Origin of the sequence: Psychroserpens mesophilus, from assembly GCF_050617655.1 — a bacterium.
In the GTDB taxonomy this organism is placed as follows: Bacteria; Bacteroidota; Bacteroidia; order Flavobacteriales; family Flavobacteriaceae; genus Psychroserpens; species Psychroserpens mesophilus_A.
This window is the reverse complement of the sequence record NZ_JBODQC010000010.1, coordinates 1-17,521: the sequence shown is the minus strand read 5'-3', so window position 1 is coordinate 17,521 and position 17,521 is coordinate 1. Positions and strand designations below refer to the sequence as shown.

General features: G+C 34.8%; 15 protein-coding genes. 6 read left to right on the top strand and 9 right to left on the bottom strand.

The window, feature by feature from the left end:
* Positions 1-70 precede the first annotated feature (70 nt).
* Positions 71-1,159: an amidohydrolase family protein gene (locus ACRHNM_RS14160; RefSeq protein ID WP_431137306.1), complete on the top strand. Its 1,089-nt coding sequence runs from the start codon at positions 71-73 to the stop codon at positions 1,157-1,159.
* Positions 1,160-1,236: 77 nt separating this feature from the next.
* Here the strand turns inward: ACRHNM_RS14160 and ACRHNM_RS14155 are convergent, their stop codons facing one another.
* The 6 genes from ACRHNM_RS14155 to ACRHNM_RS14130 form a co-directional block, all read right to left on the bottom strand.
* On the bottom strand, positions 1,237-2,877 hold the full coding sequence (locus ACRHNM_RS14155) for a dipeptidyl-peptidase 3 family protein (RefSeq protein ID WP_431137305.1): 1,641 nt from the start codon (positions 2,875-2,877) through the stop codon (positions 1,237-1,239).
* Between the two features lie 47 nt (positions 2,878-2,924).
* Entirely contained in the window at positions 2,925-3,479 is a 555-nt protein-coding gene (locus tag ACRHNM_RS14150; RefSeq protein ID WP_431137304.1) for a GDYXXLXY domain-containing protein, read from the bottom strand.
* A 9-nt stretch (positions 3,480-3,488) separates the two neighbouring features.
* The gene (locus ACRHNM_RS14145) at positions 3,489-4,769 is read right to left on the bottom strand and encodes a DUF2157 domain-containing protein (protein ID WP_431137303.1); all 1,281 of its coding nucleotides are present in this window, start codon (positions 4,767-4,769) and stop codon (positions 3,489-3,491) included.
* 118 nt (positions 4,770-4,887) lie between these two features.
* Positions 4,888-5,370 carry a hypothetical protein gene (locus ACRHNM_RS14140; RefSeq protein ID WP_431137302.1) on the bottom strand — a complete coding sequence of 161 codons (483 nt, stop codon included), beginning with the start codon at positions 5,368-5,370 and terminating at the stop codon, positions 4,888-4,890.
* A gap of 34 nt (positions 5,371-5,404) precedes the next feature.
* The gene (locus ACRHNM_RS14135; protein ID WP_431137301.1) at positions 5,405-5,872 is read right to left on the bottom strand and encodes a hypothetical protein; all 468 of its coding nucleotides are present in this window, start codon (positions 5,870-5,872) and stop codon (positions 5,405-5,407) included.
* 1 nt (position 5,873) lies between these two features.
* Positions 5,874-6,032, bottom strand: a complete 159-nt coding sequence (locus ACRHNM_RS14130) for a hypothetical protein (protein WP_431137300.1) — start codon at positions 6,030-6,032, stop codon at positions 5,874-5,876.
* Between the two features lie 583 nt (positions 6,033-6,615).
* Between ACRHNM_RS14130 and ACRHNM_RS14125 the strand changes: the two genes are divergently transcribed.
* The 3 genes from ACRHNM_RS14125 (at position 6,616) to ACRHNM_RS14115 (ending at position 9,130) form a co-directional block, all read left to right on the top strand.
* Positions 6,616-8,121: a hypothetical protein gene (locus ACRHNM_RS14125; protein ID WP_431137299.1), complete on the top strand. Its 1,506-nt coding sequence runs from the start codon at positions 6,616-6,618 to the stop codon at positions 8,119-8,121.
* A gap of 113 nt (positions 8,122-8,234) precedes the next feature.
* Positions 8,235-8,678: a hypothetical protein gene (locus tag ACRHNM_RS14120; RefSeq protein WP_431137298.1), complete on the top strand. Its 444-nt coding sequence runs from the start codon at positions 8,235-8,237 to the stop codon at positions 8,676-8,678.
* A gap of 119 nt (positions 8,679-8,797) precedes the next feature.
* The gene (locus ACRHNM_RS14115) at positions 8,798-9,130 is read left to right on the top strand and encodes a hypothetical protein (RefSeq protein ID WP_431137297.1); all 333 of its coding nucleotides are present in this window, start codon (positions 8,798-8,800) and stop codon (positions 9,128-9,130) included.
* Between the two features lie 338 nt (positions 9,131-9,468).
* Here the strand turns inward: ACRHNM_RS14115 and hemL are convergent, their stop codons facing one another.
* The 3 genes from hemL to ACRHNM_RS14100 are packed head-to-tail and all read right to left on the bottom strand — an operon-like array spanning position 9,469 to position 12,456.
* The gene (gene hemL / locus ACRHNM_RS14110) at positions 9,469-10,755 is read right to left on the bottom strand and encodes a glutamate-1-semialdehyde 2,1-aminomutase (RefSeq protein WP_431137296.1); all 1,287 of its coding nucleotides are present in this window, start codon (positions 10,753-10,755) and stop codon (positions 9,469-9,471) included.
* A 6-nt stretch (positions 10,756-10,761) separates the two neighbouring features.
* Positions 10,762-11,571: a glucosaminidase domain-containing protein gene (locus ACRHNM_RS14105; RefSeq protein ID WP_431137295.1), complete on the bottom strand. Its 810-nt coding sequence runs from the start codon at positions 11,569-11,571 to the stop codon at positions 10,762-10,764.
* Positions 11,572-11,577: 6 nt separating this feature from the next.
* A complete protein-coding gene (locus ACRHNM_RS14100) occupies positions 11,578-12,456 on the bottom strand; it encodes a 1-aminocyclopropane-1-carboxylate deaminase/D-cysteine desulfhydrase (RefSeq protein WP_431137294.1) in 879 nt (292 codons plus the stop codon).
* A gap of 171 nt (positions 12,457-12,627) precedes the next feature.
* Between ACRHNM_RS14100 and ACRHNM_RS14095 the strand changes: the two genes are divergently transcribed.
* Together ACRHNM_RS14095 and ACRHNM_RS14090 are read left to right on the top strand one after the other, a co-directional pair.
* A complete protein-coding gene (locus ACRHNM_RS14095) occupies positions 12,628-16,038 on the top strand; it encodes a T9SS sorting signal type C domain-containing protein (protein ID WP_431137293.1) in 3,411 nt (1,136 codons plus the stop codon).
* Positions 16,039-16,556: 518 nt separating this feature from the next.
* On the top strand, positions 16,557-17,521 hold a 965-nt coding region (locus ACRHNM_RS14090; RefSeq protein ID WP_431137292.1), incomplete at its 3' end, for a hypothetical protein.

Sequence of the window (17,521 nt, the reverse complement as noted above, 5' to 3'; positions counted from 1 at the left end):
ATAGTTTCCTGCCTTCACAGGAATGACAAATGATGATAAATAAAACGCTTCAATTTCGCTTAGCACAACTATGAAAGAAAAACGCAAACTTAGAATAAACGGTCACTCACATTTACTTCCTTATCCTGAAGAAATACCTCAATTCATGAAAGATAAAGGTATTTTTTGGGTAGATAAAGATCGAAAATTTATGCTTCAGAAAGACTGGAATCGACCAATAACGGATTCGAGTTTCTTTTTAAATGAAAAGCTTGCCTGGATGGAGCGTTTTAAAATAGATCATGCTGTTGTATTGAACTTATCTCAATTATACGGAAATGGATTGCGAGTTGAAGAAATGAAACAAGCCTTACGTTTTCAAAACGATTTTAATGCTAAGATTCAACGTGAAAACCCAAAAAAATTTACCTGCGGTTTTGTTGTACATCCTGGTTTTGTAAGAGGTGCTTGTTGGGAGATTGAACGTTGTGTAGAAGAATTAGGCATGCAACTTTTATGTTTACCAACACATTATATGGACACAATAGGTACTTGGCGTTGCATTTTTGATGAGGAAAACGAACCTATTTTTGAATTGGCCAACAAATACAATTTAGCGGTTGAAATACATCCTTATGATGGTGAAAAATTTATAAAGCTAGAAAACACATCCTGGCGTTTTCATTTAATTTGGATGCTTGCGCAATGCGCTGATGCATATCACTTTTTAACTTTAAATGGTTATCAGGACAAGTATCCTAATATGCGCACATGTTTTGCTCATGGTGGACAACTAGCACAGATAAACTTAGGAAGACGTATTCAAGGCTTTGATGGAAGACCCGATTTATTTGAAGGCAAAAGCCATCCAAGGAAAGCCGTTGGACACAAAAATATTTTCTTTGACACACTCGTTCATGATACTGGTGGTTTACAATTATTAATCAAAAATCAAGGCTACAAACAGGTTCTCATGGGACTCGATGATCCTTATCCTTTAGGTGAGATGGAAAGCGAAAAGCAATCCTCATATCCCGGAAAAATATTAGACCTTGCTGTTGATAGAAACATTATTGATGAGACACAACGTGATGCCATTTGGGAAGACAATGTTATACAATGGCTGTGTGGTGATAATGAAGTTGCCAAGCAAAAACTAATCAACCGAATTTTAGATTAAACGGAATGTAAGTCCATAAAAAAACCTTTCAACTTTAGTTCCTAAAATTGAAAGGCTTTTTATTTATGAATAAAGTATTATAAACCTAATACCTCTGTTCCCTGTTCAAAAATAACATCTACAGGAATATTAGCATTTGTCAATCGATCCAAATCTGCTTGAAGCTCATCAGAAATAATTCCTTTTTCAGCAACTAATTTGGCAACACCATCATAATCACCATCACCTTGAAGTGTTAAAATAAGATTTGATAAATCTTCCATAGCGGCTTCCATTTTATCAAAGTTCACTTTATAAGTTCCATCTTCATTACGTGTGAATGCTCCTTTTTCTTTAAAGAAATTAAAACGGATCATATTGGCTTTTCCATGAGCTGAAGACGCTCCAAATCTAACCGAACGGAAAATACCTGCCATAAACGTAACCATATTATCTTTTAAGTCTTCTTTTAATTCACCTTTTGCATGTAATTGTTGAATCATATATAAGCCTAAAATATCTGCTTTACCTTCTTCTAAAGCACTTGCGTGTTCCTTTAAAGAGGTTCTTACAGTGCCTTTCCCATTGATGGTATTTTTAATTCCCAGACCATGAGCTACTTCATGAAACATGGTATTTGCAAAAAACGCATCAAAGGTAATGTGTTTACGCTGGCTCTCATCGATTAATACCTCAGAAATCGGCATTAAAATTTTATCAAATTTTGCACGCATAGCATTCTTTAACTGTAAACGACGTGTTCCTTTTTGCAGTTGCACTTCCTCATCATTAGGAAGGTTAATAGCTATGGTTTTACTTCCAGAATTACAATCGCCTGCATAATATACTACATCATACGCATTTAAATCACTATCGGTTCCTGGCTGTTCCTGTTTGTACTTTTCGTCAACAGGCAAACCAACCTGAAGTTCTGGCAAATAAGCACTAAACTTTTCCAAACGCTTGCTCCAATCCTGATCTTTAATTAACACATAGCCTTCATGTGCTGCTTTGTTTCCAAATAATTGATCTTCATAAGTTTCAATTGGACCAATAACGATATCTACTGTATTCGTTTTCATGTCCATCCAAGCCAGGTCACTCGGCTGATAATTATCATCGAGTAACGCTTGAGATCTTAGTTCTAAGTATTTTTTTAATCCAGCATCATCTGCTAACTCTGAAGCTTTCTTTAATAAATCTGAAACGTCTTTTACTTCAGCTTCAAATTGTTTATGATAAGGAATTGAGTACAGTTTTCCATTCTCGTCACGACGTACAAAATTGTAAATGCTAGACTTGTTTTCTATATCTGCAGCTTCAAATTCTTCTTTAGTCATGTCTTTAGGATAAAAGTTCGCACCAGCTGGCTTTTCACCTATACCTTCAACAAAAGAAGTATTGCCATCAAGTCGATCCCAAGGACCATAATTAATTTTAATATACTTTTTAGTGTCTTCATCAGAGATAGAGTTTAACAGGGAATCTTTGTTTCCATAAGCTTCATACCAAAACAAATCGTTCATTTTATCTGCTGCTTCAATAAGTAGCGGAATCATCTTACGCTCATTTTCTGTTAGTTTACTTACATCTGCTGTGAGCTTAAAGCTTACATATTTACTGAGATTCTTTTCCATGTCAGTCATTTCTTTTTCTTCTGTAACGACCTCCTCTTTTTTCTCTTCTTTACATGAAGTGACTATCACTAATACGGATAGTAAGGCTATTATTTTTTTCATAAATGTTAATGAGTTTATTTAGTTGTTCAAAGTTAGCCAATTTTTACTTATTGCTCAACATATTCGGCAATAGGTATGTCGTTAATAAACACATTGTTTAATACAGCTTGTCCTTCCTTTATATAAACTACAGCGTAGGTGTTATTTGGCAAGGAATCTCTTTGTGCATCTCTATGTGCTATTTCAGCATCATAAGCTTTGTTTTCTTCCATATAAAATTCATTAAAAGGAAATGTGAATCGTACTTCTTTTGTATTACTATTATACCAATTGACTTTAGCCAAAACAAAATCTCCTTGTTTAGGAATTTGCTTGTGAACAGTATTTGCTTTCGCGAATCCTAAACTATCATTACTGATAGATATATACATATCTTGTTCTGGTTTCCAGATTATACTGTCGGTTTTAAAGCTATTGAGTTCATAATTAAGATGTATGTATTTTCCTTTAAATGGATCTGCAGGATCTATAGGTTCTGTTTTGAACTTAAACGCTTTTCCTTCTTTTAGAATGGTTTCTCTGTGATAAATCATTTGAGCAGGAATGCTTATTTGAGCGATTGCCAATATGATAAACAGAATGAATATATATGTCGTTTTCATAATTTATTGTTATAAGGTTTTAGCTTTTGAGCTTTGTTTTTTAAGCATGATGTAATTGGTCAAAAAGAAGCTTAAACCAACTCCCACAAACAGCAATCCTCTAATTACAAAACTCATATTGGTATCAAAAAATCGGCAGACCACTAAGGCTGTAATAATAAATAACCCGTAATTTAAAATTCCGAAGTGAACCTTATCTGCGCCTATTTTAATCGTTGTAATGCCTAAAGCAAGAATTAAAATATTAATAATTACGGTTCCTAAGACGGGAAGGTTCAATCCTCCTAAATACAAGAGTGACAAAAGGATAAAAACGTATTGAAATACATTAAACGACTGTAACCACTTTTTATAATATGCAAGTCCGAGAATTACTCCATTGACAAAAAACAAGAGGATAGAGATGTAACTTTCCTGCGCAAAAAACACCAGTTCTTCTATGTACCAGAAACTATCAAAACTCATTATAAGCATCAAGACAACAATTCCTAAAGATCCAAAAATCAGATATCCATTTTTACGGAGTTTCTGGGTATCAAAAAACGGCATCTTACCTAAATTATAAAACACACTAAATAATAAGACGTACATTAAGAATCCTAATTCGGAGAGGTCTTTAACAAATGTTCCTAAAACAATCGTCACACTTAAAGGGTACAACCAGTTAAAAAGCGATGTGATGTTATCGTTAGTTCTATGCTTTAATAATTGTATATAATGTGGAATTGCAATACCCAATAACACTAAATACAGCCATGGTGTTTCATTTGAATAATAATGACCATATCCTATTTCATAAGCATAAAACGTTATGAATATGAGATGTAATATGGCCAGTACATTTGATTTTAACAGATATATTAATGGAGCAGATAATAAAACCCATGTTAGCACATAAGCACTTAAATCGCCAGGAATATTATAAATCTGGCTCACCAGTGCGATACTGGATCCTATGGTAAAGAATAAAAAAGTTCCTGAGGCTTCTTTCCAGGTTTTACTTTTATGTTTAAGAATTGAAAATGCAACCACTAACTGACCAATAATCAATGGTAAAAATGCAAACCCGGTTTTTACAGTTCTGCTAAAATTATCCCAATTGTGCGCCAATATTAAAATAATACCTAACCCAACAAGTAAGGATCCCAAGACACCAAATACCGTAAAGAGTCGGTTAGGCGAATTAGCTTGCTGTGATTGGTAATAAGCTTCTATTGTTGTAGCCACCTCTTGAGAAATAACATTATTACGAACCAAATCTGGCAACTCTTTTATAAGTTTTGAATTCATACTCATACATTTATAATAATAAGTTAAACATAAGATTAAATCTTCAGCTAGAGAAAGATAGGCAATTAAGGTGTTTACTTAGATTCCCATTATAGAGTTTAAGAACTAATTTCTATCATTAAAACCAAAAAATCATATATACAATAATCCCTTCAGCAATTCCTGTGATGATGCTCATTCCTAATATATCTTTGATTTTACTTCTTAAAAAGAAAACTGCACTTAAAACAGCCATAATCGCTGCAAGCAAAATTTCTAAGGCTTCAATTTTAGATAGTAAAAAAGTAATGCCAGTAAAAGCAATTGTAATTCCTGCTGTTATAAGACAGAATTTGATTATTTCACCTTTTGTGTAGTTGCCTTCTTTAAACCCATTTCTTAAATCTTTTAAAATAGACAGAATAAACAAGAGTGGCACTACAGATAAAAAGGGTGCGAAAATCACTTTAATGCCTTTAACGATGGTTAAGTCGAAGTAAAAAAAGAACGCAATAGCAGTAAAAGCTAATAAGCCTGTTACTATAATTGATTGAAATGTAAATAGCAATTCTCTTTTATTTGCATTTGATTTGGGCTTCGGATTGTTTAAAATTGGATTCATAATATTGGTATTTTATGGATTGGACTTTTTGTTTTTAGACGGTTAAAAAAAACACATGAATGGCAAGTGAGAGCAACACTCCACTTAAAATTCCATTAGCTTTTAAATTGTTATACAATACATAATTTAAAACATAACTACTGATTGTAGTGGAGTTAATAAGGTGTGCAAAAATGAGATGATCTTCTAATTTTTGATGTGTCATCCACTCTACCAATTGCATACTTCCTAGACTTATTATTAGGGTTATGATGAGTAATACAATTGCTGGTTTTTGGTTTTTGCGTTTGTATTCATCTGTATGTTGAGGCAAAAAGTGTTCGATTAAAAGAAAGCGAACAAAAAACAACATTGGTATTGGAAATAAAATCGATGCTATAATTTTTATCACATCTTTTAAGGTTTTGATTTCATCATACCCTAAAAACACCAAATAGATAAATACTACTATTGAAACACCTGTAGTAATTATAAACGCTGTATTAACTTGCTTAAGTTTCATTTTAGAATCTTAAAATATTGACTTTTGTTTTAGAATTACTTGATAAAAAAGCGATTCCATTGTTGTAAGAATCGATGAGTTCTGTTTGAATGGATTTAGAATAAATGACAATAAGACTAAGACATGTGATTAAGATTGCGGTTTTAAGAATTGTTTTCATAATGCGATGTATTAATGATTACGATACAAATGTGCAACGATAGCTATTAAAAAAAAACACATCATCTAAAAAATACTGACGATTAAATAATACAATTATTCGATATTAAAACTCCTAAATACCTGTTAGCATGCACGACTACAAATTGCTCATAAAGCTTTGGTTGGCAACCTTGCATTGTTTTGTAATTTTAATATTAAAACGCGTATGAGGTTGATGTAAAATTCTTTTAAGATTATTACAAAACAAGCGTAAACCCTTGATGCTTGAAGCTTACAGCTTGCTCAATTGATCTTTTTATCGCGCTTACCACGAGTTTACTGAGGGTTTGATACGGATATCACCCGAGGATGATACGGATTTAATACGCTATACATACGCTATACCTCCTTTTTAAATTTGAAGTAAATATGGTGATGCATGGTGTATGCTATTTGGCTGATATTGGCATACCGTTGTGTTTGTATTGCCTTTAACTATGCGTTTTGTTTGTTGGATGTTCTATTTAATGCCTCCCTTTAAAATTTATGCTTTTGTTGTCTATTATTTTTAGTACATTACCATTTTAAAAACTGACGATTAAATGACTGATTTAAACACTATAGTTTCTACATTATCTTTGGAAGAGCAACAGCAATTTGTGAAGTATCTTGATAAAAAGAACAAACGAAACGACACTAAAAACATTAAGCTATTTAAGTTACTGGTTAAGGACGATTTAAACTCGACAGCAATATGCAAAGCCATTTACAACAGTGACAATAAAGTTGCTTATCATGCGCTTAGAAAACGCCTGTATCAATCGCTCATTGATTTTATTGCCAATACGAATCTGGAGGAAGAGAATTCTATAGACATGCAGCTTATTAAATACATTCTGGCCTCTAGAACATTTTTGCTTAATACACAGTTTAAAATAGCGTATGATATTTTAGACAAAGCTGAAGTTTTAGCTCAGGAACACTCGTTATTCCCCATATTAAATGAAATTTATCACACAAAAATTCAGTATGCGTATTTAAATCCTTCAGTTGATATTAGTGATTTGATTTTAAAGTTTAAAACCAATCAAAAAAACCACTACCTCGAGGAAGAACTCAATATGGTGTACGCCAAAATAAGACAAACCCTGAGCGACATGACCTACAAAGGTGAGGTTTTAGAGTTTCAAACGATTTTAAACAACACCTTAACCGAACACAACATCAGCCTTAGTGATTCGATGTCGTTTAAATCGCTTTACCAGTTGATGACGATTGTAAGTATTTCGGCATTTGTTTCTAATGATTATTTAAAAATAGAGCCTTTTCTTTTAGATACCTATTCTAAAATTCAAACTCATAAGTTAAAAGACAAACAGCTTTACTATCATATTCAGATTGTTTATATGATTGCCAATACCTTATTTAGAAACAAAAACTTTAAGAGCTCATTATCGTATTTAGAACAGATGAAGGATTTAATGACAAAGCAACGACACAAACATTACAAAACTTTTGAGCCAAAATACCATTTGCTATTGGCTTTAAATTTAAACTATACAGGTGAACAAGACAAAGCAATTGATTATCTGGAAACTTTTACACCATCTAAACACAATGATATTGAATCGCAATTAGATATAAAATTGAGTTTGATTATGTTTTACATGCAAGGTAGCCGACTCAAAGATGCTCATCATATGTTCTCAACATTTTACCATACCGATCGCTATTATACCGAAAAGGCAGGCAAAGAATGGGTTATTAAAAAAAGTCTTGTAGAAATTATATTACACATCGAACTGGGACATATTGATTTGGTTGAATCGCGGTTATTAAGTTTTAAACGCCACTATTCGACCTACTTAAAACAGATACAACAGGAACGTGTTTTGACGTATTTGAAATTGGTAAGCTACTACTACAAACATCCAGAACGAATTACTTCTGAAGCGTTTAAAGAAACCGTTGAAACTGCTTTTAACTGGGTTGAAGCTAAACAGGAAGATATTTTTGTGATGAGTTTTTATGCTTGGCTGAAAAGTAAAATGGAACAAAGACCGCTTTATGAAACTACGTTAGAGCTTGTTAAGATGGCTGGAAGCTGAAACGTTTGACATTGCGATATTTGTTAAATAGGCGTTAAAACTCAATTAAAAATTAAACTTTTTAATGCTATACATGTCTTAGCAATACAATTAAAAACAAATATCTCGTACTTATGAAAAAATTAATGATGATTGCTATTGCTTTATTGACCTTAAATGCAACAGCTCAAGACAAAGGACACAAAAAAGGGGCTTTTAAAGATTTATCTGCTGAAGAAGTCGCCACGTTAAAAACAAAAAAGATGACTTTACATCTTGATCTTACCGAATCTCAACAAGCACAAGTAAAAGCTTTAGTTTTGGAAGACGCCAAATTTAATGAAAAGCAAAGAGCTACTCGTAAAGAACACAAGACAGATGATGACCGCAACAAAAAGCTGAGCAAAGAAGAACGCTATGCTATGGTTAATGCCCAATTAGACCGTAAAATTGAAATGAAAAAACAAATGAAAAGCATCTTAAATGCCGAACAATACGAAAAGTGGGAGATCTGGCTAGCCAAGAATGGTAAAATGAAACAAGAAAAGCGTAAAGGTCACAGATCTGATAAAAATTAATAGTTTGATAGATTCGTTTAATTTTAAGCATTGGTTGTAATCAATGCTTTTTTTATTTGCTGTTTTAAATTAAAAATCATTAATTTAGTGACTTCAATTTCTTTATAAAATTCATGATGATGAAAAAACTAATAACACTTTGCTTTTTTGCGGTTTCACTTTTATTCAGTACCCAAGGATTGGATGCTCAAAATAAATTAGAAATCAATGCTGCTGCTTCAGAAAAAGCTCAAGAGGTTGGTAAAACTTTAAAAGTCAATAAAAATCAGTTAGAGGACGTTTATCAAGCTTACAAAGCTTACGAAACTGTTTACCAACGAATAAGTAATGATTTACAAGCCAATCAAGAGGAGTATGAAAAAATTAATACTATTCTAGATACAAGATTATCTCAGATTTTAAATGATGAGCAATATGAAAGATATATTACGATTTATAGATCTAACGAGTAATTTATAAGTGTTTACAGTATTAAAACAAAGCCTGCTTAATTAAGCAGGCTTTGTTGTTTTTTATCATTAATATTGTGAGATGTTACGTAAACTTATTTCTTTTTTTGGTAAGAGGTATTGATTGAATATTTGCTTTTGTTTGGGATTATGAGATTCCTCGCGCCTCGGAATGACAATATTGCCAGAGGTACTATAATTTTATAATTAAATACATATTTAGAGTATAGGTCTTAGCATAACGATTAACCTCAACCATCAATTTGTTTTCATTGATTCTTCGATTTGGATAAATTGAGCGTTTCCGACTGTGCTCGACCTGATCAATGAGACTTACTTAACTATAATGTTTTCGCTACTTTTTTGACAGCTGCAATCGTTTCATCTAAATCCTGATAGCTAAGCGCATCTGTAATAAACCATGTTTCAAAAGCACTTGGTGCAATATAAATACCTTCGTTTAACATGCCATGAAAAAAGTTTTTAAACCTATCGTTATTTCCTTTTGCAGCACTTGTAAAATCTGACACTTCATCTTCAGCAAAATGTATAGATATCATTGAGCCTACTCTGTTAATTGTATGCGTAATGCCAGATGCCTGTAATGCCTGAGCACATCCTTTATGTAAATATGCCGTTTTCTCTTCAAGTCGCTGAAATAATTCGGTATCATTATCAATTGCTTCAAGCATTGCCAACCCAGCAGCCATTGCTAAAGGATTACCACTTAAAGTACCAGCTTGATATACGTTTCCTAAAGGCGCTAAATGATCCATGATTTCAGCACGAGCAGCAAAAGCACCAACTGGCAATCCGCCACCTATTACTTTTCCGAAGCATACAATATCTGCATCAACACCAAATCGTTCCTGACAACCACCTTTAGCCAATCTGAAACCTGTCATCACCTCATCAAAAATCAGTAAAATCCTGTTGGCCTCACAAAGACGTTTTAATTCCTGTAAAAAATTTGGCTTTGGCGGAATGCATCCCATATTACCTGCAACGGGCTCCAGAATGATACACGCAATCTCATCTGGATTAGCATCGATAAGCGCTTTTACGTTATGGATATCGTTGTATGTTGCCAATAAAGTGTCTTTGGCTGTACCTTGCGTCACACCAGGACTGTTTGGACTTCCAAACGTCACTGCTCCACTACCAGCCTGAATTAAAAAAGCATCACTATGACCATGGTAACAACCTGCAAACTTTATAATTTTATCCTTTTTAGTGAATCCTCTTGCCAAACGCACCGCACTCATGCAAGCTTCAGTTCCTGAATTTACAAACCGAATTTTATCAATATTAGGAACCATTGAAACCGCTAACTCTGCTATTTTTGTTTCAATTTCTGTAGGCATCCCGAACGATGTACCTTGTTTGGTTTTTTCAATAACCGCGTTCACCACAGGTTCAAACGCATGGCCCAACAGCATTGGTCCCCAAGAATTGATGTAATCAATGTAACGATGATCGTCTTCATCATACACATAAGCCCCTTTAGCAGATTTAGCAAAAATGGGTGTTCCTCCAACCGCTTTAAACGCTCTTACCGGAGAATTAACTCCACCAGGAATGACTTGTTCTGCATCTTTAAAAAGCGCACTACTTCTCTTATATAACATAGTTATTTATTTTATAATCAAAACTTGACCAATTGACAATTCGTTATTCTTAAGATTGTTTAAAGACTTGAGCTTATCAACGGTTGTATTATAGGTTCTAGACAGAGAATACAAGGTATCTCCTTTAACTACCACATGATTATTTTGATGGTTTGATTCATCATTTGCCACCACTTGGCTTCTACCCAAAACCTCATCATCATATTTGTACAATTGATAACGCTCTATTAAGCTAATGAGTTTATCTGGGTATTTTCGGTCTGTTGCATATCCTGCGGCTCTTAGTCCTTTTGCCCAGCCTTTATAATCATCTTTTCTTAGTTGAAATAATTTTGAATAGCGACTGCGACCCGTTAGAAAAGCAGAATGATCTTCGAATGAAGACTCAGCATGTTTATATTTTCGGAAACATTCCTGAGAAGCATCATCATCATGGTATATTTTTTGACCTGTCCATCCATGACATTTAATCCCAAAATGATTGTTTGCCTCAACTGCCAAACGCCCTTTACCAGAACCTGATTCTAAAATACCTTGAGCCAAAGTAATGCTTGCTGGTATGTTATACTTTCGCATTTCAACCATCGCTATTTGACTAAAATTAGCAATGTACTCCTCCACCACATTGGCATAAGTAGTTGGTTTTGAAGCCGGACTTTCTTTTGGTGTTTCAGTTTTGTCAGGAACAGGATGTGTTGGTTTGGAAACCTGTACTGTTCTGGGTCTGCTATCTTTCTTTTTCGTGACAATTTTTCGTTTAGAACCACAACTCACTATTAAAAGTGATATTAAAATAATACTACAAATTCTCTTCATAAATTCTTAAACGATTAAGGGCTTATTTTGTTGTTTCAACCTCATATTTATACCTTCTATACCTTGTAAACCACCTGTATGGATTGCTAGTATTTTTGCATCTTTTTTAAAATAGCCTTTAGCGATTAAATCATAAATACCATACATCATTTTACCTGTATAAATTGGATCTAATGGTACTTTATGCTTTTTTTTAAACTGATTTATAAACTGAATTAAATCATCATTTACCTTAGCATAACCACCAAAGTGATACTCTGAAACAAGTTCCCAATTGGTTTTGGTTGCAAATTTAGCAATTTCTTCGTTTAAAAAGTCACCTTTTAAGGCAGGAAAGCCAATAATTTTTTGATGCGAAGTACTAGAATTTATCAACCCTGAAATGGTACCACCTGTTCCTACTGGACAACAGATGTAATTGAACTTTTGATTTACTTCAGGTAAAATTTCTTCACAACCTTTCACAGCCAGTTGATTGGTACCACCTTCTGGTATGAGAAATACATCACCAAACTCATTTTTAAGACTCTCAATATAATCATGAGATGTTTTGTTTCGATATGTTTCTCTGGACACAAACTTAAATTGCATCCCACAGGATTGCGCAAACGCTAAAGTTGGATTTAATACTTTAACATCACTGAGCTCTTCACCTCTAATAACGCCTATGGTTTTGAATCCTTTTTCGAAACCTGAGTAGGCCACTGCAGCAATATGATTTGAAAACGCACCACCAAATGTCAATACTACTTTTTTATTAAGCTTTTCAGCTTCGAGCAAATTGTACTTGAGCTTTCTTAATTTATTGCCAGAAACATACCGATGATTTAGATATTCTGGCTTTATAAAAACATGATTATCAATTGCAATAAGAGTTTTATCCATAAAAATAGGCACTTTAACCAATAAGTTAAAAAATCTATAAGTTTCTGTTAAATTTATATAATTTTGAGTAAATTAGTGGCTTAAAGAGCCCCTATTTTATTTTGATGTAACACCTACTAAAAACTGACTACAATATAGTCAGGCTTTTGTTATGTTTAAAACTTAATAGTTATGACTAAAAAATTACTCTTTATTCTTTTTTTTATTGGGTTATACCATACAGCATTTGCTCAGGCTCCTGGCAATGACTGTAACACAGCCGTACCTTTAACGCTGGCACCCGGAACTACAATGTCAACTGGGCTTCAAACAATAACAGGTCCACCAACATATACCAACGCATTCAACGGAGTAGGTTGTGGCACAGCATTTCCTGGTCTTTACGCAGGTGGCCGTGAAGGCGTGTACTCTATGGAAGTTGTCAATGCAGGAGAATACAGATTTGGATTTGCAAATAATGGAGTTATTTATAAATCGCTATCTGTACATTCAGCTTGCCCTACCGATAATGATGACGTTATTATGCGAGGCAGTTGCTTGGGAGGAATTGGTACAGCTGCCACTAGAGATGTTTCTTTGGGTTATACGATACCTTTAACCTTAACACCAGGTACTTATTACATTGTTATTGATTGTTGGCCTGCTGGAGCTGGAACTTCAGATCCTGCTTTCGAATTATTGATTACCTCGCCTATTGCAAATGACGATTGCTCTGGCGCTATTGAATTATTTTCAGACGTCAACTGCTCCCTCGTTACTTATACCAATGCAGATGCCACTGCATCGGCAGGTGCTCCTGCACCAGGTTGTGCTAATTACCAAGGTGGTGACGTTTGGTTTACTTATGAAGTAAATTTTACTGGAGAGTTTACGGTAACTACTGAGCCTGGCGTTATGACCGACAGTGGTATGGCTGTATACTCAGGAACCTGTGGTTCTTTAACTCAGTTAGCTTGTGACGATAATTTTGGAACTGGACTAATGTCTTCCATAACTGTTACTGGAAGAACACCTGGAGAGATAGTGTATATACGACTTTGGGAATATGGGAATAATAATAATGGCACCTTTGACATTTGCATTACCACACCCATACCGCCTGGTGATACTGGTGTATTTAATGACTGCCCAAATGAAAGGAGCCAGTCAATGACTTCAGACTTTTCTTGTCCTGCTGGCGTGAATACCTCAGACACTGTTTTTGGAAATCTTGATGGACAACCAACAGCGAATAGACTCCCTATTTTTACAGCAAACTCAACGGTTTGTGCATTTGCTGGAACATCTACACGTTATGAAGAAATTAACTTTACCGTTCCTACAACCCAAGTTTATGTATTAGAGATGACGGCTGGATTTGATGGTATGGCATATATTGTTGAAACTGGGTTTACACCTGGCGTTTGTGCAAGTGGAACCTTTGTGGTTGGTGATGATGACTCTGGTCCTGGTTTGCGTCCAGAATTAACCATAAGTTTAACTGCAGGTGTGAACTACACCCTTATTACAACAGAATTTGGATTAGGCAGTGGCAACAGCCCTTACTCTTGGAATGTACTTATAGGGCCAGACATTAACTGGACTACAGCATCAGCTCCACTAGAATGGTATACTGCTTCCTCTGGAGGTAGCCCAATAGAAACAGGACCAAGTTTTAACCCTGTAAATTATCCAGGTTCTGGATTAACAGATACTAGTGTTCCTGGTATTTACTCGTATTGGTATGCTTGCCCTAGTGCTCCTGGAGTTAGAACCCGAGTGGATTATGTGATAGGAAAACACTGGAAAGGTGACACTTCAAGCGATTGGAATAATCCTTTAAACTGGTATGGTGATTCCGTTCCTACAGATACACAGTGTTTATTTATTCCTGCCGGAACACCTAATGACCCTGTGATACCCGATGATGTTGATGGAGATGGTTTAAACCTTACTATTGAAACAGGAGCCACACTTACTTTAGCTCCTGAAAGTAATGCAAATGGCTTTGGTGCTTCCTTAACGATTCAAGATTACATTACGATTCAAGGTGCAACACCTTCATTAATTGTTGAAGATGGCGCCAATTTAATTCAAGTTAATGATACCCCTTCTATTGCTAATAGTGGAAACATTTTAGTGAATAGAAATACAGATATTCGACGATCTGATTACGTTTATTATTCGAGTCCTGTTCAAGGGTTTGATGTCTCAGATGTATATGGTGGTTTTACACCAACAAATCGCATTTACGAATGGATACCAACCACAGCAACAGGCTATTTAGGTATGCCAGGAAACATACCTATTGTAGTAGGTGACTGGAATGGTTTAAGTTCTGGCGTAATGGATCTTGGCAAAGGCTATGCTGTAAGAGGACCAGTTAATCAATCGGTAGGCATTTCTCCTGCCACAGCCACATTTGATGGGCCACCAAACAATGGTGTGATTACTCAAGCGATAAGCAGTGGTGGTTATTCTGGAGGTGGCTTAATGTACAATCCTTATGGTACAAATAGCTTATCTGTAACACCGTTAGATGATAACTGGAACCTTATTGGTAACCCTTATCCTTCTGCAATAGATGCTGATTCCTTTTTACTGGCCAATACCATGCTGGAAGGCACTGTACATATCTGGACTCACGGAAGTGCCATTGGTGCATGGCCTGATTCTTTTTATGATGACTATGTGTTTACCTACAATCCTGCTGATTATATTACTTATAATTTAATGGGAGCTACAGTACCATTCTCTGGTAAAATTGCTTCAGGACAAGGCTTTTTTGTATTAGCACTAAATGATAATGAGTCTGGCAGTGTGACCTTTGATAATAGTATGCGTGATCGTACACATGGTAATACTGATTTTTACAGAATGTCTGAACCAAATCAAAATGAATTAAACTCTAACTCTTTAGAGCGTAGCCGTATTTGGTTAAATTTAGCACATCAAAATGGAATGACCTCTAATACTTTAGTGGGTTATATTGAAGGTGCCACTCAAGAAAAAGATCGATTATTTGATGCTTACTCCAGAGAAGTTAACGGTTTGAATATTTATTCTAAAATTGGTGATGAACGCATGACGATTCAAGGTCGTGGACTCCCTTTTGATGAAAACGATGAAATACCTTTAGGAACAGTTATTCCTCAAGCTGGTGAATATACTATTGCTTTAAATAATGTTGACGGTTTATTTTTAGAAGAAAGTCAGGACATTTATCTGGAAGACACTCATTTAGGTATTATTCATAATTTAAAAGCAACACCTTACACTTTTACGGAAACACAAGCTGTAGATTATGGAGATCGATTCTTTTTAAGATTTACAAACGAGGCTCTAAGCATTGATGATTTTGAATTGAATGCCTTAAGCATTATTGCTCCTAAAGGTGCTTATATAAAAATTGATTCTGATAGCAGCCTTATAGACTCTGTAATTGTTTATGACCTGTTAGGCAGAACCTTACATAACGAAAGCCATATAGATGCTACAGAGTTTGTTATTAATAATCATAACTTGCCTAGTGGCGCGTATATTGTTCAGGCGACTTTAAGCAACGGACAATCTAAAACCCAAAAAGTAGTCTTAAAACGTTAGGGTTTTATCTACTTTACTTATACAAAAAAGGTCTTGGTTGTTAATTATCAAGACCTTTTTAGTTTGTGTAAGATGTATGTGTTTTTGAACCATATCACCAGCTTTCAAATTTATTCTAACTCTATTTTAGGTTGACACGAGTATGACACGAGTATGATACGGGTATGATACGGGTATGATACGGGTATGATACGATGAAGCTACCTCTTAATTTCTAACGCAATATTTGCAACACGATTATACCTTTTTGAAGTGATTGTAATTTTGTTTAAGCGTGTCAGTTTTTTGGTCTTCTTAAACTCATCACAAGAGTTAGCTATTATCATTAACCACAAGGTTTTTGTCTAGAAAAGTAAACACTTTAACAAAAACTCAAATAAATCTTTAATTTTTTGTTAAAATTATATATTTTTTATTACATTGTTATTTGATAATATCCCCAAACTATCTAAAAAATTTCAGCCTCACTATAAACCCATTTATTTATGGTTTATAGTCTTGTTTAATTTTTTTAGATTATGATTAGAAAACTACTCCTATTAATAATTTTTGTTTTTCTTATAAATACTGATGTATTTGGTCAATGCAATAATGGTACATCTTATGGTTCTGCTATAGCTCCTATTGATACTACTCCTGCTACTATGAGTACATGTAATTATCAAACTGAATATGCTACAGTGTCTAATGTGGTTATTGGTGAAACTTATGAAATTACAAATTCATGTGGAGGCTATATAACCGTTAGAAGTGGCACTTCTAATGGCCCTGTTGTTGGTAGCGGTAACGCACCTTTTTCATTTACAGCTACTGTAGCTGGTAATCACTTTATACACTTTAATACAAATGCTGCGTGTGGTCAAGCTACAAATTGTTGTACTACTGTTATCAGTTGTACGTCTTGCTCTGGTCCCACGCCTCCTGCAAATGATGACCCTTGTAGTGCAATTGCTCTAGGCGTAAATGCAACCTGTACATTTTCAACTTACACAAATGCGAATGCAACTGCCAGCACAGGTATTCCTGCTCCAACTTGTTCCTCATATGCTGGTGGTGATGTGTGGTTTACTGCTACAGTTCCTGCCAGTGGAAATATTTCTATAGATACTGATACTGGAGTCATTACTGATAGTGGCATGGCTATTTATTCAGCTACTGGTACATGTCCTACCCTAACTCTATCACAAATTGCTTGCGATGATGATGGTAGTGCCAATGGTGCCATGTCAGCTATTACAAGCTCTGGTTTAGCTCCTGGTTCAACTATTTATATAAGAGTTTGGGAATACGGGAATAACAATAATGGCACTTTTGACATTTGTGTATCAGAGCCACCAGCACCACCTTCTAATGATGACCCTTGCGGTGCAATAGGTTTAACCGTAAATCCTGATTTTTTATGTGGAAGCACTACTACTGGTAGTGTTGCAAGTGCATTAGACTCTGGTATAGATGCTTGCTTTGGAACTCCAGACGATGATGT